The organism is Paracidobacterium acidisoli (assembly GCF_003428625.2).
Taxonomy (GTDB): domain Bacteria; phylum Acidobacteriota; class Terriglobia; order Terriglobales; family Acidobacteriaceae; genus Paracidobacterium; species Paracidobacterium acidisoli.
In genome coordinates this window covers 418012-436732 of the sequence record NZ_QVQT02000003.1, presented here as the reverse complement: position 1 = coordinate 436732, position 18721 = coordinate 418012, and the positions used below count along the sequence as shown (strand labels likewise).

The 18721-nt window shown below is 61.6% G+C and carries 12 protein-coding genes, 2 tRNA genes, 1 rRNA gene and 1 riboswitch; of the genes, 9 read left to right on the top strand and 6 right to left on the bottom strand.

Going from position 1 to position 18721, the window contains the following annotated elements; genetic code table 11:
- Window positions 1–122 precede the first annotated feature (122 nt).
- The 4 genes from D0Y96_RS09435 to D0Y96_RS09420 all read right to left on the bottom strand — a co-directional run bounded on the left by D0Y96_RS09435 (window position 123) and on the right by D0Y96_RS09420 (window position 4305).
- A tRNA-Ala gene (locus D0Y96_RS09435) sits at window positions 123–198 on the bottom strand.
- Between the two features lie 24 nt (window positions 199–222).
- Window positions 223–299 (bottom strand) — tRNA-Ile (locus D0Y96_RS09430).
- A 301-nt stretch (window positions 300–600) separates the two neighbouring features.
- Window positions 601–2100 (bottom strand): 16S ribosomal RNA (locus tag D0Y96_RS09425).
- A gap of 816 nt (window positions 2101–2916) precedes the next feature.
- A complete protein-coding gene (locus tag D0Y96_RS09420) occupies window positions 2917–4305 on the bottom strand; it encodes a M48 family metallopeptidase (protein ID WP_117299113.1) in 1389 nt (462 codons plus the stop codon).
- Between the two features lie 168 nt (window positions 4306–4473).
- Between D0Y96_RS09420 and D0Y96_RS09415 the strand changes: the two genes are divergently transcribed.
- The 3 genes from D0Y96_RS09415 to D0Y96_RS09405 are packed head-to-tail and all read left to right on the top strand — an operon-like array spanning window position 4474 to window position 10192.
- Entirely contained in the window at window positions 4474–4827 is a 354-nt protein-coding gene (locus D0Y96_RS09415) for a PadR family transcriptional regulator (RefSeq protein WP_117299112.1), read from the top strand.
- Between the two features lie 19 nt (window positions 4828–4846).
- Complete coding sequence (locus tag D0Y96_RS09410; RefSeq protein WP_117299111.1) at window positions 4847–7486, top strand: ABC transporter permease; 2640 nt, start codon at window positions 4847–4849, stop codon at window positions 7484–7486.
- 9 nt (window positions 7487–7495) lie between these two features.
- On the top strand, window positions 7496–10192 hold the full coding sequence (locus D0Y96_RS09405) for an ABC transporter permease (RefSeq protein ID WP_117299110.1): 2697 nt from the start codon (window positions 7496–7498) through the stop codon (window positions 10190–10192).
- A 31-nt stretch (window positions 10193–10223) separates the two neighbouring features.
- Here the strand turns inward: D0Y96_RS09405 and D0Y96_RS09400 are convergent, their stop codons facing one another.
- Complete coding sequence (locus D0Y96_RS09400) at window positions 10224–10925, bottom strand: MarC family protein (protein ID WP_117299742.1); 702 nt, start codon at window positions 10923–10925, stop codon at window positions 10224–10226.
- A gap of 358 nt (window positions 10926–11283) precedes the next feature.
- On the opposite strand from D0Y96_RS09400, the gene D0Y96_RS09395 reads away from it, so the two are divergent.
- Both D0Y96_RS09395 and D0Y96_RS09390 read left to right on the top strand, forming a co-directional pair.
- Window positions 11284–11691 carry a response regulator gene (locus D0Y96_RS09395; RefSeq protein WP_158562327.1) on the top strand — a complete coding sequence of 136 codons (408 nt, stop codon included), beginning with the start codon at window positions 11284–11286 and terminating at the stop codon, window positions 11689–11691.
- A gap of 124 nt (window positions 11692–11815) precedes the next feature.
- Window positions 11816–12754, top strand: coding sequence for a branched-chain amino acid transaminase (locus tag D0Y96_RS09390; RefSeq protein ID WP_117299108.1), 939 nt, complete (start codon window positions 11816–11818; stop codon window positions 12752–12754).
- Window positions 12755–12819: 65 nt separating this feature from the next.
- On the opposite strand, the gene D0Y96_RS09385 is transcribed toward D0Y96_RS09390, so the two are convergent.
- Complete coding sequence (locus D0Y96_RS09385; protein WP_117299107.1) at window positions 12820–14244, bottom strand: NAD(P)/FAD-dependent oxidoreductase; 1425 nt, start codon at window positions 14242–14244, stop codon at window positions 12820–12822.
- Between the two features lie 224 nt (window positions 14245–14468).
- Between D0Y96_RS09385 and D0Y96_RS09380 the strand changes: the two genes are divergently transcribed.
- The 4 genes from D0Y96_RS09380 to D0Y96_RS09365 all read left to right on the top strand — a co-directional run bounded on the left by D0Y96_RS09380 (window position 14469) and on the right by D0Y96_RS09365 (window position 18720).
- Complete coding sequence (locus D0Y96_RS09380; protein ID WP_117299106.1) at window positions 14469–15515, top strand: sensor domain-containing diguanylate cyclase; 1047 nt, start codon at window positions 14469–14471, stop codon at window positions 15513–15515.
- 94 nt (window positions 15516–15609) lie between these two features.
- Window positions 15610–15783, top strand: a riboswitch (cobalamin riboswitch).
- A gap of 122 nt (window positions 15784–15905) precedes the next feature.
- On the top strand, window positions 15906–16481 hold the full coding sequence (cobU, locus tag D0Y96_RS09375; RefSeq protein WP_117299105.1) for a bifunctional adenosylcobinamide kinase/adenosylcobinamide-phosphate guanylyltransferase: 576 nt from the start codon (window positions 15906–15908) through the stop codon (window positions 16479–16481).
- Window positions 16478–17851, top strand: coding sequence for a cobyrinic acid a,c-diamide synthase CobB (locus tag D0Y96_RS09370; RefSeq protein WP_117299104.1), 1374 nt, complete (start codon window positions 16478–16480; stop codon window positions 17849–17851). The genes cobU and D0Y96_RS09370 overlap by 4 nt, the downstream gene beginning before the upstream one ends.
- Window positions 17848–18720 carry an ABC transporter substrate-binding protein gene (locus D0Y96_RS09365; protein WP_117299103.1) on the top strand — a complete coding sequence of 291 codons (873 nt, stop codon included), beginning with the start codon at window positions 17848–17850 and terminating at the stop codon, window positions 18718–18720. Before D0Y96_RS09370 ends, D0Y96_RS09365 begins: the two co-directional genes overlap by 4 nt.
- Window position 18721: the final 1 nt, after the last annotated feature.

Sequence of the window (18721 nt, the reverse complement as noted above, 5' to 3'; positions counted from 1 at the left end):
AACATGCCCTCGACGATCGCTTGCGCTTTCATCTTCGGACTCTGCCCAAAGCTCGACACTCGCCGGTGAACTATTCACAGGCAAGCGGCCAGCTTCAGGCAGCCTCGCACTTAAAGAAGATTTGGTGGAGCTGAGGAGGATCGAACTCCTGACCCCCTGCTTGCAAAGCAGGTGCTCTCCCAGCTGAGCTACAGCCCCAACGCGATTACTGCATTGTTTTTATGGTGGGCCTGGGTAGATTCGAACTACCGACCTCACCCTTATCAGGGGTGCGCTCTAACCAACTGAGCTACAGGCCCGGCATCGCTCGCACTCCTGCCCAGTAAATCCGCGCCGGATACTTCGGCGCTTCCCCGCTGAGCCCGACTGCTCGTCTTTAAATGATTCGAGAGGTTTCGAGGACCAGGCTGAACATGCTGAGCAGCTACGCCGCTCGCGACCATCGTGCAAATCTCAAAGAGCAGAGAAGGCTTGATTCAGATTCCCTCTTCCGAAGTCAGGAACTCCAGAGGAGGGTGTACATGGCAACATCCCACGATACGCAGCTTACGCTGTCCGCGATACGCGGAAGTATGTGAGTGCCATGACGTTCTCTCTTAGAAAGGAGGTGATCCAGCCGCAGGTTCTCCTACGGCTACCTTGTTACGACTTCACCCCAATCATGAATTACACCTTGGAAGGCTGCCTCCTTGCGGTTGGCGCACCTGCTTCTAGTACAACCCACTTTCGTGATGTGACGGGCGGTGTGTACAAGGCCCGGGAACGTATTCACCGCGGCGTTCTGATCCGCGATTACTAGCGATTCCAGCTTCATGGAGTCGAGTTGCAGACTCCAATCCGAACTGAGGCCGGCTTTTTCCGATTAGCTCCCCCTCACGGGTTTGCGACGGTTTGTACCGGCCATTGTAGCACGTGTGTAGCCCTGGACATAAAGGCCATGAGGACTTGACGTCATCCCCGCCTTCCTCCCCGTTATCCGAGGCGGTCTCACCAGAGTGCTCAACTAAATGGTAGCAACTGGTAATAAGGGTTGCGCTCGTTGCGGGACTTAACCCAACATCTCACGACACGAGCTGACGACAGCCATGCAGCACCTATATACAGGTCCATTGCTGGACGGCGATATTTCTACCGCATTCCTGTACATTTCGAGCCCAGGTAAGGTTCTTCGCGTTGCGTCGAATTAAACCACATGCTCCACCGCTTGTGCGGGCCCCCGTCAATTCCTTTGAGTTTCAGCCTTGCGACCGTACTCCCCAGGCGGATCGCTTAACGCGTTAGCTACGGCACGGCGGGATTGGGTACCCGTCACACCAAGCGATCATCGTTTAGGGCTGGGACTACCAGGGTATCTAATCCTGTTTGCTCCCCCAGCTTTCGTGCCTCAGCGTCAGTTGTGGTCCAGTGAGCCGCTTTCGCCACAGGTGTTCCTTCCGATATCTACGCATTTCACCGCTACACCGGAAATTCCACTCACCTCTCCCACACTCAAGCCCGGCAGTTTCTGGTGCAGACTTCGAGTTGAGCCCGAAGATTTCACACAAGACTTACCGAACCGCCTACGCACCCTTTACGCCCAATAATTCCGAACAACGCTCGCCCCCCTCGTATTACCGCGGCTGCTGGCACGAAGTTAGCCGGGGCTTCTTCTTCCGGTACCGTCATAATCGTCCCGATCGAAAGGAGTTTACGTCCCAAGGGACTTCATCCTCCACGCGGCGTTGCTGCGTCAGGGTTTCCCCCATTGCGCAAAATTCCCCACTGCTGCCTCCCGTAGGAGTCTGGACCGTGTCTCAGTTCCAGTGTGTCCGTGCGCCCTCTCAGGCCGGATACCGATCATCGTCTTGGTGGGCCATTACCCCGCCAACTAACTAATCGGCCGCGACCCCCTCCTTAAGCGAATTGCTCCTTTGACCCGTAGGTGTTATGCGGTATTAGCCAAGGTTTCCCCAGGTTATTCCCCACTCAAGGGCAGGTTAGTCACGTGTTACTCACCCGTGCGCCACTTTACTCATGGATTGCTCCACTTTCTCGTTCGACTTGCATGTGTTAGGCACGCCGCCAGCGTTGATTCTGAGCCAGGATCAAACTCTCGTTTGAAACCTGATGATTCCAACCGGACGACGGAGATCGCCGGAGGAATCGACCCTGCAATGCTCGAAAGATTGCAAGGTACTAATTTAGTGAGAATTGATCAAACCAGATCTCTCTGTATTCTCACGACTGGCATGTTCAACCTGATTGTCAAAGATCCATACCGGTGACCGCCTGAGCGGGCCGTTTTGGATCGGGAATCACAGCGGCGTTAGCCCTCTGTGCGTCCTCGAACTTGTTGCGCTGCATTTTTGCGCGAACTTTCTGAGATTATCGAACCTCAGCGACCCTGTCAAGCATTTTTAAACTTCTCTTTGCTTGACTCTCATATTGCCCTGTTTCCCGGCAATCGGTCATACTTCCTTCGCACTTTCGGCGCTCGACCGGCTATTGTTTTTGCCGTACGCGCCATGCAGCCGCAAATTTTAAAAGACCTTTCGATGAACATCGTTCACCGACGGGACAATATGTCCCTGAGGGATTTATCCCTCGTCTGCAATGGATTGTTCGCGCTTGAAGGTCTTACCTTCCGGGGCACTCCAGTGCCCGTCGAACATCCGCTTCGCCTGCTAAACCCTGCAGGTTAAAGAACCTGCACTGCGAAGCCTGCTTGCAACTACTCAAACCTTTGTTACAGTACCACTTTGCTTCCGCCTTTGCAACTCCGGTCTTTCCAGCCGTGTTCGCCATGCGAAGCAACAAGACGGATACTATCAATCCGGTTGCCATGCTGCAATGTTGAAAAACTGGTGAAACTGTTGAAAACAGTGTTACAGCCGCGTATTCAGCGGCTTTCGCTACATGCGATCATCGCTTTCCCTGCTACTCGCGGATGCGGAAGCTCGCCAGAATCCGCTCAAAAGCCGGCCGGACGCCGTCGAAATCTTTTTCCGGGGCCACGAAAACGATGTATTCGAGCGAGCCGTCTTTTCGCAGCATGGCCACGAGCCAGTCCTGCTCGGCCACGGCAGCGGCCGCCGGATTTTTCAGCTCCATCGATCTGGCCGGGCGTCCGGATGCCGTGATCTCCGTGCCTGCACCCGCCGGCGTGAGCCCCGCATTCTGCTGCTGCAGATGCGCGAGCAGCTGCTCAGCCGCCGCAGACAGCGTGGCTCCCTTCTGCGGCTGATAGACATCGACGAGCACGCCGCAGAGGATCGCCTGATCGCCGCCGGCTCCGGGGGCGATGCCCGCGGCGGGAGCGATGGTCACGCCGGTTCCCGGCCCGTCGTACACCTGCCAGTTTTCAGGGTGCTCGAGGGAATAGCCGGTATCGTGCAGCATCTTCCACTCGGCCGACGGCGCGAATCCGCCGGCTGCTGCCGCGCCGATACCGGGCGGCGGCTGCTTGCGCCACACTCCGGAGGCGATCTCCTTCGCCGTGTATGCGTGGATGCCTTTGATCTGCTGCTCGATCGCGGTGAACTCATCGCTGGTGCGTATCCGATGCTCTTTCGGCGGCAGCGTGGCGATTTCGGCGCTCACATATTCGGAACGGTTGCCGGGGTTCGGATGATCGCTGAGCCATTGTTTTCCGCCGGGACCGTAATGGCCCTGAATGACCTCAAAGAACTGCGGGAGCGCCCGCGGATCGTATCCGGCGTCGTACAGAATATCGACGCCCATCAGGTCGGCCTGGCGCTCGTCTCCACGCGACATCTTCAGTCCCAGCTGGCCCTGGAGCGCTCCGAGACCCAGCTGCGTTGCGGCTCCGCCGAGACCCGGCACGGCCACACCCGCGCCGATCTGCGCGAGGCCCCACCAGAGACTCTGCCGCCGCTGCTTCGTGATGTTGCAGGTGGAGTGGCGCATCACTACGTGAGAGATCTCATGCGCCAGCACGCCGGCGAGCTGCGCTTCGGTCTCCGCCGCCTGCACCGTGCCTAGGTTCACGAAGATGGCTCCGCCGGGCAGCGCGAAGGCGTTGATTTCGGCCTGATCGACAACGTGAAACTCCCACGGCCACGCGTCGCCGGGCGCATACTTCGTCAGGCGCATGCCGAGGCGTGAGACGTACTGCGAGACGGGGCTGGCGTCAGGAAAGATGGGCATCGACGCCATGACCTGCTGCCGGGCGCGGCGTCCGAGCGTGATCTCCTGATCGAGGTTGTAGGCGTTCTTACACGGCTCCGGCGGCGCGAAGCGCGCATACGCAGGTGCTCCCGCGCTCATCCCCAGAACCAGCAACACCGCAGCCGTCAGACACCGCATCGCACCCGCTCCTGCGCTCTTCGCACAGTGTATGCGCGCACATCGCTTCCTTCCAGGCGAGGGCGGAACAGATGAGACAAAAGCAGAATTTTCAGCGATGCGGCCTTCCGGCTTGACAAATTCCGTTACCCCTTTTTACTCTATGCCTGTTTTGAAAAGGCCTGTGCGATGACACCTCCTCAAGCACCTGGACAGCGCGATCTCTTTCCCGGCGCGCTCGAAATGATGGTCCTGCAGTCGCTGCGGCGCCAGCCCATGCACGGCTATGCGCTGGTGCAGCATATTCGCCAGCGCTCGAATGAGCTGCTGCAGGTCGAGGAGGGCTCGCTTTATCCGGCGCTGCAGCGCCTGCTGAAGGATCGCCTCGTGAAAGCCGAGTGGGAGATCTCCGCCACGAATCGCCGTGTGCGCACCTATCGCATCACCGCGGCCGGCAACCGCCATCTCGACCGCGAGGTCTCCCGCTTCGAGCGCATGCTCGAGGGCATTCATCTTGTGCTTTCGCCCGCCGAAGCGGAGTGATGCCGCTCAGGAGTGTCTTATGGCCTGGTTCCGCTCTCTCTTCCCTCGCCGCCGGATGTATGACGATCTCTCCGAGGAGATTCGCCAGCACCTCGAGGAGAAGATCGAATCGCTCATGGCCGATGGGCTGAGCCGCGAGGACGCCGGGCACCAGGCGCGGCGCGAGTTCGGCAACGCAATGCTGATGGAAGAGCGCAGCCGCGAGGTCTGGCTGAGACCGTGGATCGAAAGCCTGTGCGCGGATCTGCGCTTTGCGTGGAGGCAGGCGGTGAAGTCGCCGCGATTTGCGCTCGCCGCTGTTGCCACGCTGGCCATCGGCATCGGAGCGCAGACGGCTGTCTACAGTGTGATTCACGCGGTGCTGATCGATCCCTATCCGTATCGCGGAGCGATGCGCATGGTGCACTTTCACCTTTACGACAAAAACCCCTTTCCCTTCGACATGGCGCTGGACGGGCAGCAGTTCGCCGAGTTCCGCCGGTCGCCCGTTCTTGACGGAGTGATTGCCGAAGACAAATGGAGCATGACGCTCACCGGCGAAGAGCTGCCGGTACAGATTCAGGCCGACCGGACCTCTTCGAATGCGTTTCAGTTTTTTGGCGTGCCGGCTCTTGCGGGCCGCGAGTTCTCGCCGTCCGATCCGCAGACGGTTGCCGTCCTCAGCTATCGCTTCTGGAGATCGCACTTTGCCGGACGCATGGACGTCATCGGCAAGCGGGTGCAGCTCAATCATCAGGACTACACCATCCTCGGCGTGCTGCCGCAGCGCTTCGCGTGGGGCGGAAGCGACGTGTACATTCCCTTCGCGTACTCCGCCGATCCGCAGCGCATTGCCAGCGTCTATGCGCGCGTTCGCGCCGGCGTGAGCGATCAGGCCGCGGAGCAGGCGCTGCAGCCGATGCTCGACCGTTTTGCGCGCGAGACACCGGGAAACTTTCCGCAGAACTTCCGCGTGCATCTGGTCCACATTCACGAGCTGGCGACTGGAAGATTTCGCGGCGTGCTGACCATTCTCTTTCTCTCGGTTTCATTTTTGCTCGCGCTGGCCTGCGTGAATATTGCCATTCTGCTGCTGGCGCGAGGCGAAGCCAGGCAGACGGAGATGGCTCTGCGCAAAGCACTCGGCGCAGGACGCGGGCGGATCATCGCTCAGCTTCTGACCGAATCGCTTCTCCTTTCCATCGCGGGAGAAGGCTGCGGCGTGCTGCTGGCGCTGGCAGGCGTGCGCCTGCTGCGGCAGTTTATTCCCGCGTCTCTGTTTCCCTCCGAGGCCGTGATCCGGATCAACCTGTCCGTGCTGTTCTTCAGCGTCGGCGTGTCGATGCTGACCGGCATCGTCTGTGGCGTGTGGCCCGCTCTGCGCGCGGCCCGCAGCGATCTGCGCCAGGCCGCCGACGCCGGCTCGCACAAGCTGGCCGGCAGACGTGGCCTGCAAAAGAGCCATACCGCGCTGCTGGCTGCGCAGCTCACCATGACGGTGCTGTTGCTGGCCTGCTCGGGCGCGACGGTGAGGCGGCTCTCGCAGCTTGTTCATGCGGATCTGGGCTACGACCCGCACCAACTGGTTTCGACGAATCTCACGCTTAGCGAAGGCGACCACCACGGATGGAGCGACCGGGTGCATTTCTATGAGCAGATCCGGAAGATGGCCGCGGCGGACCCGGGCGTGATCTCGGCCGCGATCGCGGAGAATAACCTGCCCCCTTCGATCATCGACTCTGCTCCGATCTCGATTCCCGCGCTGAACGCCGGATCGAATGCCGCATCGAAGTTCGCCGCCGACCACGTCGTTCCGCAGCGCGTCAGCCCGGAATTCTTTGCGACACTGCGCATTCCGCTGCTGCGCGGCCGCGTATGGAACACGCCGGAGATGGCGCATGCCGCGCACCTGGCGCTCATCAATCAGGCGATGCAGCGCCGCTACTGGCCGGGCTCCGATCCCCTCGGGCAGAGCTTTGTTCTGAATCACGGAGTGGCCTCCGGCAATGCGTGGGTGCTTGTCGCGCCGGGCAACAACGAGCGGTACCAGATCATCGGCGTTGTGGGCGACACGCCCAATCAGGGACTGGATGAGCAGACGGCGCCTGCAGTCTACCTGCCCTACACGATGATCACGTACGACTGGTTCAACCTGATGCTGCGCATTCGCGGCAATGCGCCAGAGCTGCTGCATACCCTTCGGGAACAGGTACACGGTCTCGATGCGGGGCAATCCGTCGGCGATCTCGTAACCGCCGAAGACATGCTGAACGATGACACGCTGGGCCGCGAGCGCTTCATCGCCGGTCTGTTTACGGCGTTCGCGCTGGTGGGGCTGGTGTTTGCGCTGAGCGGACTTTACTGTGTGCAGTCGTATCTGGTGGCGCAGCGCACGCGCGAGTTCGGCGTCCGCATGGCGCTTGGCGCGGGGCGGCTGCACATCGCGGCTCTGGTGACGAAAACGTCGGCGCTTGCCGTTGCCGCGGGAACCGGACTCGGCCTGCTGCTGAATCTGCTTTGCAGCCGGACCTTCGCCGACTGGACCAGCGGCAACTCCCGCGACCCTCAGATGCTCGGCATCATTCTTGCGGTTCTGCTTGTGGCCGCAGTCCTTGTTTCAGCCATCCCTGTATTGTTTGCCGCAGCTATCGACCCGGTCACAGCGCTGCGCGCGGAATAGGAGTTGCCCATGAGCCGGTTGAGTCACTTTTTCCCTCGCCGCCGGATGTATGACGATCTCTCCGAGGAGATTCGCCAGCATCTCGAGGAGAAGGTCGAATCGCTCATAGTCGATGGGCTGAGCCGTGAGGACGCCGGGCACCAGGCACGGCGCGAGTTCGGCAACGCAGCGCTGATGGAAGAGCGCAGCCGCGAGGTCTGGCTGAGACCGTGGATCGAAAGCCTGAGAGCCGACGTTCGCTTCGCCCTTCGCCAGATCGGCAAATCTCCCGGTTTCGCGCTGACTGCGATTCTGACCCTTGCGCTTGGCATCGGCGCCAATACCGGCATCTTCACGCTTGTGCATGCGCTGCTGCTCGAGGATCTTCCCGTGCCTGAGCCTGGCCGTTTGACGCAGGTCGATCTGCACATTAACTCTCCGAATGGCGATGCATGGGATGCGCCGATGAACTTCACATTCCTCGAGTCCATTCGCCGGCACGCGACCTCTTTCTCCGGCATCTTCGGATGGAGCGCGCAGGACTTCGCTCTGGAAGAAAGTACCGGCTCGCATCTCTTCGCGGGCGCATTCGTTACCGGCAATGCGTTCGAGACTCTGGGCCTCCATCCCGCTGCGGGCCGCATGCTCGCGCCCGCCGACGATCAGCCCGGAGGCGGTCCTGACGGATGGGCCGCCGTCATCAGCTACCGCTTCTGGAAGCAGCACGACAACGCCGATTTGTCTGTCATCGGCAGTCATGTCAACCTTGCCGGCCACAGCGTCACCATCGTCGGCGTCGCACCGGAGGGCTTTGAGGGTGTGATCGACGGAGCGCGGCCGGATTTCTATCTGCCGCTCTCATTTGAGCCCGCGGCGCGCGGAGCGGAGTCCAGACTTCACCTGCCGGGAGGGCTCTGGCTGATGCTCTGGGGCCGGCGGAAGCCGGGCGTGAGCCTTGCAGCCGCATCTGCCGAGATGCATACCATTTTCCACGCTGTCGTCGACGAGACCCTGCCTCCGCAGGTGCGCCATTCTCCGGTCGTCGAGCACGCAACCTTCGTGGCGCGTCCCGGCGGCACCGGCTGGAACGATATGCGCGTCACCTATACGCGGCCACTTCTGCTGCTGCAGATTCTGGTCGGCGTCGTGCTGCTGGTCTGCTGCATCAACCTCGCGGGACTTTCTCTTGCGCGAACCGCATCGCGCCAGCATGAATTCGCAACACGCGGCGCTCTCGGCGCGGGCCGTCTGCGCCTTATGCAGCAGCTGCTGGTCGAATCGCTTCTGCTCGCCCTTTGCGGCGGTGCATTCGCCATTCTGCTCGCATGGCTCATCGATCGCGGTCTGCTGCAGTTTCTCCCCGACTCGCAGGGCGCGCAAACTCTTTCCGTCCATCCCGAGCTTTCGATTCTTCTTTTTACCGGAGCATGCGCTGTCGTCTGCGCGCTGCTCTGCGGCATCGCTCCGGCATGGGCCGCGGGCCGTGTGTCGATCGAGTCCGTTCTGCGCCGGTCGGGACAGAACACTACTGGAAGAATCGGCTTTACCGGCCGATCCTTTGTTCCGCTTCAGGCCGCACTCACGCTCGCGCTGGTGGTGATCGCAGCCATGCTCGCGACGACGGTCACTCGTCTGCGCGCCTCCCATCCCGGCTTCCATATCGAAAACGCCCTGCTCGCCGGCGCCCATTTCGACCAGCTTCCGCAGAAAGACGCGGACCTCGCCGCGCTTTACCGGCGCATGACGGCGCGTCTCGAGCAGATGCCGGGCATGGAAGACGCCAGCGTCGTCGACCGGCCGCCGCTCATCGGCTTTGCACACATGGGAGCCTTCGATGCAGCCGATGCGCCGCCCGAGCGCTACCACACCTACAAGTACCAGATCAACGACGTCGGCGCGCACTTCTTCGCCGCCTTCGGCACGCACATCCTCGCGGGACGCGACTTCGCAAACGACGGCAACGATCAGAAGGACTGCATCCTCAACCGCTCCGCCGCTGCTGCCATCTTCGGCGGCCGTCCGGTTCTCGGGCAGACGGTTCGCGAGTTCAACGGCTCCATGGACACGGGGAAGACGGCCACGCGCGACTGCCAGGTGATCGGCATTGTCGAAGACGCAAAGTACGTCAATCTCCGCGATACGCCTCCGCCCACGGTGTATTACCCCATCACCGCTGCGACGGAGAATCTCGATTCGCTCACCTTCGTGCTGCACGCCGGCACGCTGAGCGAAGGCCGCAACGCCTGGCATCGGGTGCTGCATGAGATCGCTCCTTCGACGCCGGAAGCCGAGCCCATCGCCGTCTCCGTTCAGCTCGACAACTCCATCGTCCGCGAGCGCCTGCTCTCCATGCTCTCCGCCTTCTTTGCCGCTCTCACGCTTCTGCTCAGCGGCATCGGGATCTACGGGCTGATGGCGTCGAGCGTTGCGCGCCGCACCACGGAGATCGGCGTGCGCATGGCGCTGGGATCGACGCGCGCAGGCATTTTCATACTGATGCTGCGCCGCGTTACCGCATTGCTTCTCCCGGGAATCCTGCTCGGGGGATGCCTTGCCTGGTTCGCCGCCCGCTCGATCCGCAGCTTTCTCTTCGACGTGAATCCGGGCAGCCCGGCCCTCTTCGCCGCCGCGATCGTGCTTCTGGCGCTGTGCGGATTTTCTGCCGCCATGCTGCCTGCGCGGCGCGCCGCATCCGTCGATCCGATGCAGGCGCTGCGCGCAGAGTAGAGCAGAACGCGAGGAACAGTCCCCGCGCGGCTTAATCCTGCTTCGCGATGATGCCGAGGTCGGTCAGTCCGTTGACGAAGAACTGCATGGCCAGCGCGACCAGCAGCAGACCCATGATGCGCACCAGGATGCGGATGCCGGTTTCGCCGAGCAGGCGGCGCAGACGGTCCGCGCCATTCAGCACGGCGAAGCTGAGCAGTGCGGTCACCGCAATGGAGATGAGAATGGCGGCCATCTGCCAGTGATTCGGCGCCTGGCCGACCAGCACCATCACGCTGGAGATGGCGCCGGGGCCGGCAAGCATGGGAATGCCGAGAGGCACCACACCGGCATCCTCTTTGGCTGCGGCTTCTGCGGTCTCGCCGGTCGACTCCTGCGTCGGCGAGCGCTTCGCCTCCAGCATATCGATGCCGATGAGCAGCAGAATCAGGCCGCCGGCGAGCTCGAATGCGGGCAGCGTGATGCTGAAGAGGCGAAAGATGAGACTGCCGGCCAGCGCGAAGGAGGTGAGCACGATCCAGCAGGTGAGCGAGGCCTTCCACGCCATGCGGCGGCGGCGCTGTTTGTCGGCTCCGGCCGTGATGGCGATGAAGGATGGAATGGCCGCAAAGGGATCGACGAGAAAGAAGATGGAGCTGAGCGCCAGCAGAGAAAAACGTACATAGGTGGAGTGAAGTGCGTGCTCGGCTGCATGCGTGGGCAGAACCGGGACCAGCGCCGCGAATTCCCGCATGACGGCGACCATCTCCTGACCTTACCTCCATTTGTGGACGGTCGCCAGCCGTATCGAAACACATTTCGTACGCCATAGATGACTCTCCGTTCATTGAGCCGTTATGCCCCGATTTCGTTCCGGGAGGTCTGTGGCAAAAATTCGCACCCTCAGGGCAGGAAGTTCACCGGAGGGCCTGGGATGCCTGCGGGAAACATCGCGCAAGCGGCATCGAATCAACAGCTTGTATGGCCTCTGGCTTTTGGCATAAGAACTGCCTGTTTCAGGTGTGCCTGCCGGCCGGATTTTTTGAAAAAAGCTTTCTTTTATGACCGGCAGTGAAGGAAAGGCCACGCGAAAAAGAGGAGTGCGAACCCCCATGAACGGAAAGAGCAGGAAATCTCTACATTTCACCGAAGGAGCTTCTTCATCGCCTCATATTCTTCTTGGCTGCGACTCCCCCACGCTCTGTGACTCGATACACAGGCTTATCCAGGAGGCTGGTTTTCAGGTACAGCTTGCGGGCGATTACGCGGAGGTGGAGACGCTGCTGCACCGGCACAACCATGATGTGGTGCTTCTCGATGTCTCCGCTCCGGAGGCCGTCGAAGCAGCCGTACAGACGGCGCTTCGCCTGAAGCGCGCGAATGCCGCTCAGTTCGTCGGCTATCTCGCCGATCCGCACCTGGGCGCAAGCGGCCTCACCGGCGACGCTGTTTTTCCGCGCAGCCCGGTGGCTCTGCCGCAGGCTCTGCATAATTTTTTCAGTGCAGCCGGGCGGGAGTGATCTCCCGTCATCCGCTGACCTTCGTGCCGTTGCCTGAGGCCCGGCGCGCCTGAAAGAGCTTATGCCTTTGGGCGTGGAAGACTATAATCAAGCATGGTTCCATTGAAAGGAGCAGGTCTCTTCCATGCCCATTCAGCCCACCAGCAGGATCTGGCACAACGGCAATCTTATTCCGTGGGATAAGGCACAGATTCACGTTATGAGCCACGTGGTCCACTACGGCTCATCTGTTTTTGAAGGCATCCGCTGCTACGCGCAGCCGGAAGGCGCGGCGGTTTTCCGTCTTCCCGAACACATGCAGCGGCTTCTTGATTCGGCGAAGATTTACCGCATGCCGCTGCCCTATTCGCTCGATCAGCTTAGCTCGGCGACCGTCGAACTGATTGAGGCCAATGGCGTTGCGCCCTGCTATGTGCGCCCCATCGCCTTCCGCGGGTACGGTGAGCTTGGCGTCAATCCGAAGAACTCTCCGGTCGAGGTCTACATCGCGAACTACCCGTGGGGTAAGTACGTGGCCGGCGACGCCGCCGATGTCTGCATCTCGTCCTGGAACCGGCTCGCGCCCAACACGATGCCCTCGCTCGCCAAGGCCGGCGCGAACTACATGAACTCGCAGCTGATCCGCATGGAAGCCGATGTGAACGGCTACGTGGAAGGCATTGCGCTCGACGTGAACGGACACCTCTCCGAAGGCTCGGGCGAAAATCTCTTCCTGGTGCGCAACGGGGTTCTTTATACCTCGCCGCTGGCGAACTCGGTGCTCTCGGGCATCACGCGCGACTCGGTGCTGACCATTGCCCGCCACCTCGGCATTCCGGTGGTGGAGCAATCGCTGCCTCGTGAGCTGATCTATATTGCAGACGAGGTCTTCTTCACCGGTACAGCCGCAGAGGTGACGCCGATTCGCTCGGTCGATCGCATCGTGGTGGCGGACGGCAATCCTGGACCGATCACCCGGCAGCTTGCCGATGAGTTCTTCGGCATCGCAAACGGCCTGAAGCCGGACCGCTTTGGCTGGCTTACTCCGGTGAACGTCAACGCCGATCAGCCGGTCTCAGTGTAAGCGCGGCTCAACGCACTCTATCAGGGGCAGCCTTCGGGCTGCCCTTTTTGTTTATGGCGGCGGCGCTACCCTTTGGAGGCGTGAATGGCCTGCTCCCGCTGCTGCTGCGGCGCATCGGGAGCAGCGGGGTCGAGCGGCGCACCCGGCACCGGATCGGCCACACCTTCGTGCGTGTTCCAGCCGGGAAGCATCTGGCTGCCGTAGATCAGTCGCGCACCGCGGGTGAAGGTGAAGTAATTCCAGATCCACTCCGTGAGCACTACCAGCCGATTGCGGAAGCCGATGAGAAACCAGATATGCACCGTCAGCCAGGTGAGCCACGCAAGAAAGCCGCCCCAGTGCGCCTTGAAGGGCCACTCCACCTTCGCGACCGCGGCCATGCGCCCGATGGTGGCCATGTCGCCTTTATCGAAGTAGTGAAAGGGCTTTCGCGGCAGATGATGAAGGTCCGCCTCGATCATCTTTGCGACGTGATCGCCCATCTGCATCGCCGGCTGCGCGACGCCCGGAACCTGCCTTCCGTTCTGCTCGAAGTGCGCCAGATCGCCGCACACGAAAACTTCAGGGTGTCCAGGCGGATTGAGCGTCTGATTGACCAGCACACAGCCGCGCCGGTCGGTTTCCACACCGAGCAGCTTTCCGAGCGGTGAGGCCTGCACACCGGCGGCCCACAGCGTAACGACGGCTTCGATCTTCCGTCCGCCGGCCATGACATAGCCGGGCTGCACATCGGAGACCTGCATGCCGGTGTGCACTTCCACTCCCAGCTCGGCGAGCTGTTCCACTGCCTTCCGCGACAGGTCTTCCGGATACGCGGCAAGAATGCGCGGGCCACCTTCGAGCAGCAGAACACGCGCCTCGGAGGGATTGATGTGCCGGAAGTCATGCCGCATATAAAGCTTGGCGATATCGCTGATGGCTCCGGCGAGCTCGACGCCGGTAGGGCCTCCGCCGATGACCACGAAATTCAGCGGAGGATGGGAGCCGGTCTCGAGCATCTGGCGCTCGGCCAGCTCGAAGGCCAGCAGCACACGGCGGCGGATCTCGATGGCATCTTCGATAGTCTTGAGGCCGGGAGCGATCTGAGCCCACTGCTCATTGCCGAAGTAGGAGTGGGTCGCTCCGGTGGCCAGCATCAGGTAGTCGAACTGCATGGCGGCCCGGCTCTTGAAGAGCACCCGCCGCTCGTTCAGCTCAAATCCGATGGCCTCATCCATCAGCACTTCGACATTCGGGCGGCCGCGCAGAATGGTCCGGATAGGCGAAGCGATATTGGCCGGCGACAGCACCGCGAGCGCAACCTGATAGAGCAGCGGCTGGAAGGTGAAGTGGTTCCTGCGGTCCACGATGGTGATATCCACCGGCAGCTTTGAAAGCGCCAGGGCGGCATGGGTGCCGGCGAAGCCGCCGCCGAGAATCAGCACTCGCGGACGGCGCCCGGCGGCAACTGCCGGTATTTCCGTCCAGGTTGCGTCTGTTGTCGCGGCCATCGCTCGCCCTCCAGAAGAGCCCTTATGAAAGAGATGCGCGGAACCGGCGAAAGAGCCAGACCGGCCCGCTCCGGCCTGGAGATTTCCGCCCCATACTGGCCCGTTTATCACCCGTTCCCGGTCTCAGGATGGCGCTTCCCTGTCCTGTAACGCCTGGAAGCGTTTTCCCTCTCCATCCTCAGACCGCTTATGTCACAATCACGGCAGTCTCCCCCTCTGACTTTATGACCGACCCGGTGACTCCCAACCCTGATCTGAAGGATCTGCTCGTCTTTCATAATGTTGCGCGAGCACTGACTTCCGCGCTCGACCTCGACTCTATTCTGCGCGCCATCATGCAGCAAATGGAGCAGTTTTTCGAGCCGGAGCAGTGGTCCCTCCTCATCATGGATGAACCGCGTCAGGAGCTTTACTATGCCGTGGCCGTGGGCCATGCCGAGGCCGAGTTTCGCGACGTGCGCGTGAAAGTGGGTGAGGGGCTGGCGGGCTGGGTGGCCGAACATGGCGAAAGCCTCATCGTCCCCGAAGTCAGCCAGGACCCCCGCTTTGCCGAAGCCGTCAGCGACCGCAGGTTTCGCATCCGGTCGGCGATCTGCATGCCTCTTCGCTCGCGTCTGCGCACCCTCGGCGTGATCCAGCTTTTTAACTGCCGGCTCGAATCACTCACCGACTATACCATCTCGTTTTTGCACGTTCTTTGCGACTACGCCGCCATTGCCATTGAAAACGCGCGGGCGGTCGAGCGCATTCAGGAACTCACCATCACCGACGACTGCACGGGGCTCAACAACCAGCGGCACCTCTATCGCATGCTGGAAAAAGAGAGCGAGCGGGCAAAGCAGTTCGGAACCCCCTTCAGCCTGATCTTCATCGATCTCGACCATTTCAAACAGGTCAACGACGAGTACGGCCATCTGATCGGCAGCCGCCTGCTGGCCGAGTTCGGGCAGTCTCTGCGCTCGCTGGTGCGCGAGGTGGACTCGACCTTTCGTTACGGCGGCGACGAGTTTATTGTGCTGCTGCCGGAGACAGGCAAGGAAGAGGCGCGGAAGACGGCGCAGTATCTGCACGAGCGCCTGCGGCTGCGCCGTTACCGCGTCTCCGAGCGGCTGCAGCTGCAGATTCGCGCCAGCTTCGGCGTGGCCACCTGGCCGGAAGACGGCCGAACTGTGCATGAGATTATCCGCGCCGCCGACGCGATGATGTATCTGGTCAAGGCCTCTACAAGGGACAGCGTGGCGGTCGCCGGACATGGCCTGGCGCGGCACTGAAGCTGCTTTTTTGCCCGGTCAAAAAGGCTCTTCCGGCGTCCTCCGGACGGCTCAGCGGCGACTGCCGCGGTTTGACATGCGGCGCGGGAAAGCCCTATAAACAGCACATCTGGTGCTCGGGAAGCGCGGTGCAAATCCGCCACTACCCCGTAACTGTAAGCGCCTGGACCTGAACCTGGATGATTCCGGCCACTGGGGTTTCCCTGGGAAGGCTGTTCCGGTCCGCAAAGGCGTAAGTCAGGAGACCGGCCAGATACTGATCCGGACTTAATCCAGCTTCGATGGGAGAGCTGGAGGGCTTCCTGACGGCTTTTTTCAATGCCGCGCTCGCAAGCTTTTCAACTTACTTCCCGCTGTGATGAGGGCTGCGGCCTTCACCAGAGGAACGTTATGCAGGAGACAAACCGCAGGCCGGTTACGCTTGTGCTGGGCGGTGTGCGCAGCGGCAAAAGCCGCTACGCGCAGCAGCTCGCATCGGGAGCGGCCACGGTGGCCTACATTGCAACCGCGACGGTCTCCGATGAGGAGATGGCGGCGAAGATCCGGAGGCACCAGCAGGAGCGTCCGGCGATGTGGCACACCATCGAGGAGCCTCTGGAGCTGGCCCAGGCCGTGACCACGCTGGCGCCGGAGTTTGCGTGCCTGCTGATCGACTGCCTCACACTCTTTACCGCGAACCTTCTCGAAGCCACAGGAGACGACTCTGCTGCGCTGGAGAGCCGCATCGTGGCCCTGCTCGATGCCCTGCGCACTGCTGCGCCCGCCGCTGTTGTGCTTGTATCAAATGAAGTCGGCAGCGGAGTGATTCCGCCGTATCCGTCGGGCCGGCGCTATCGCGACCTGCTGGGTGAGCTCAACCAGCGGATCGCCGCGGTAGCCGACAACGTGGTGCTGATGGTTGCGGGCCTGCCGCTGGTGCTGAAGGGAAGCACAGAAGCCCTGGCAGCTCCGGAGGCCCGCGCATGATCGCCTTTATGGTTGCGGGAACGGCCAGCGGCGTGGGCAAGACGACGGCCGCTCTGGCCATGATGGCGGCGCTTCGCGAACGCGGCCTGGCGGTGCAGCCCTTTAAATGCGGCCCAGATTTTCTGGATGCCGGACACCACAGCGCGGTGTGCGGGCGTGTCTCGCGGAATCTCGATACATGGATGCTGAGCGCGGAAGCGAACCGGGATATCTTTCACAGTGCCTCGCAGGGCGCGGACGCGGCCATTGTGGAAGGGATGATGGGTCTCTACGACGGCGTGGCGGGAGGCGGCGAAGCAGGCAGCAGCGCGGAGATTGCGAAGCTTCTCAACCTGCCCGTGGTTCTGGTTCTTGACGCATCGAAGAGCGCGCGCAGCATCGCTGCGGTCACAAAGGGCTTTGAGGTCTTCGACCGAGATCTGCGCTTTGCCGGCATCGTGCTCAACGGCGTAAACAGCGAGGGCCATTACCGGCTGCTGGAAGCGGCTCTGTCATCGAGCACCGGTATTCCGCTGCTGGGCAGGCTTCCGAAGCAGAAGGCTGTCTCCATTCCGGAGCGGCATCTTGGGCTGCGCACAGCCGAAGAAGAGACGGCTCCTGACGCGCGCCGCGAAGCGCTTGCGGCGATGGCGCGGGAGCATCTGCAGCTTGAGCCGCTGCTGCGTCTTCAGCATGCCGCAGAGATCGCGCCGGCGCCTGTGCCGCTGCCTGCGCCCATTGTGCGCTATGGAGTCACGCGAGACCAGGCCTTCTCCTTCTGCTACGAAGACAATCTGGACCTGCTGCGGCGCGCAGGCGCGGAAATTGTGCCTTTCAGCCCGCTCAGCGATGCCCATTTGCCCGGCGATCTCGACGGTCTTTATCTGTGCGGAGGCTATCCGGAGCTGTATGCGGACAGGCTGCATGCCAACGCTTCGATGATGGCGGAGATTCGCGCCTTCGCGGAGTCCGGCCGTCCGGTCTATGCCGAATGCGGCGGCATGCTGTATCTGAGCCAGGGCCTGCGCAGCGCCGATGGGCAGATCTTTCCGATGACAGGCATGCTGCCGATGCGCTTCGAAATGACCAATTCACTCGTCCGCTTCGGCTATGCCGATGTGGAGTTCACCGGCGACTGCCTTCCTGCCATAAAGGGCGCCACCGCACGAGGCCACAGCTTTCACTATTCGCAAATGGTGGAGGACTGCTCACTTCCCTCCGCATGCCGCGTGAAGTACTCGCTTTCCGGCAGAACGGAAGATGAGGGCTTCCAGCTTCAGAACGTCTATGCCAGCTATATTCATCTGCACTTCGGAAGCTGCCCATCAATTGCAGAGAGTCTGGTTCGATCTGCCGCCGTTGCGCGAAGGAATGCAGAGGTGCTGTCATGACGCGTACCGTTCGATCAGTGCTGGCCGCGGCGCTGGGCATGATGCTCTGTGCTGTCTCCGCATCGGCTGCCCGCACCGTGACGGATGAGCTGGGCCGCACCATGACCGTGCCCGATCATCCGCATCGCATCGTCTGTCTGGTTCCCAGCATTACCGACGATGTGTATGCGCTCGGTGCCGGAGACGATGTGATCGCGGTGAGCGACTACACGAAGTATCCTGCGGAAGCGCGCCTTAAGCCGAGTGTGGGGCTGCCGCTCAGTCCCTCGATTGAAACCATCCTCGCGCTGCATCCCGATCTCGTTCTCGGGAGCAGCGATCACAATCGCATCGCGAGCGTGGACCGCCTGCAGCAGATGGGCATTCCTGTCTTCATGGTCGACCCGCACGGTATCGCAGGGATTTACAAATCCCTGCACACCCTGGGACAGGCGCTGCATCGCGAAGAGGCCGCGGAATCGCTGATTCACCAGCTGCATCAGCGCGAGCAGGCGGTGCGGCTGCGCGTTCAGGGCAAGCCGGTGGTCAGCATCTTTATGCCGATCTGGTACGACCCCATCGTCACGATCGGCGAACACGCCTTTATCAGCGAGCTGATCGATATCGCGGGCGGCCACTCGATCACCAGCGATATTCATCAGGAGTGGCCACAGGTCAGCCTCGAAGCCATTATTGCGCGCAGGCCGGAGGGTCTGCTGCTGGTGCGTGGCGCAAGAATGTCGCTGTCGGATCTGACCGGGCGTCCGGGCTGGGACATGCTTCCGGCCATGAAGAACCATCGTTTTTATTACGTCGACGACAGGATCGATCTGCCTGCTCCCGTCGCCTTCGATGCTCTGGAGGAGCTGGCCGCAGAACTTCATCCCTGAT

Bases quoted from the DNA above. Each gene is read 5' to 3' on its own strand.
- D0Y96_RS09385 (WP_117299107.1), bottom strand. From the start codon at position 14,244: ATGGCCGCGACAACAGACGCAACCTGGACGGAAATACCGGCAGTTGCC.
- D0Y96_RS09410 (WP_117299111.1), top strand. From the start codon at position 4,847: ATGGCCTGGTTCCGCTCTCTCTTCCCTCGCCGCCGGATGTATGACGAT.
- D0Y96_RS09415 (WP_117299112.1), top strand. From the start codon at position 4,474: ATGACACCTCCTCAAGCACCTGGACAGCGCGATCTCTTTCCCGGCGCG.
- D0Y96_RS09400 (WP_117299742.1), bottom strand. From the start codon at position 10,925: ATGCGGGAATTCGCGGCGCTGGTCCCGGTTCTGCCCACGCATGCAGCC.
- cobU (WP_117299105.1), top strand. From the start codon at position 15,906: ATGCAGGAGACAAACCGCAGGCCGGTTACGCTTGTGCTGGGCGGTGTG.
- D0Y96_RS09365 (WP_117299103.1), top strand. From the start codon at position 17,848: ATGACGCGTACCGTTCGATCAGTGCTGGCCGCGGCGCTGGGCATGATG.
- D0Y96_RS09390 (WP_117299108.1), top strand. From the start codon at position 11,816: ATGCCCATTCAGCCCACCAGCAGGATCTGGCACAACGGCAATCTTATT.
- D0Y96_RS09370 (WP_117299104.1), top strand. From the start codon at position 16,478: ATGATCGCCTTTATGGTTGCGGGAACGGCCAGCGGCGTGGGCAAGACG.
- D0Y96_RS09395 (WP_158562327.1), top strand. From the start codon at position 11,284: ATGAACGGAAAGAGCAGGAAATCTCTACATTTCACCGAAGGAGCTTCT.
- D0Y96_RS09405 (WP_117299110.1), top strand. From the start codon at position 7,496: ATGAGCCGGTTGAGTCACTTTTTCCCTCGCCGCCGGATGTATGACGAT.
- D0Y96_RS09420 (WP_117299113.1), bottom strand. From the start codon at position 4,305: ATGCGGTGTCTGACGGCTGCGGTGTTGCTGGTTCTGGGGATGAGCGCG.
- D0Y96_RS09380 (WP_117299106.1), top strand. From the start codon at position 14,469: ATGACCGACCCGGTGACTCCCAACCCTGATCTGAAGGATCTGCTCGTC.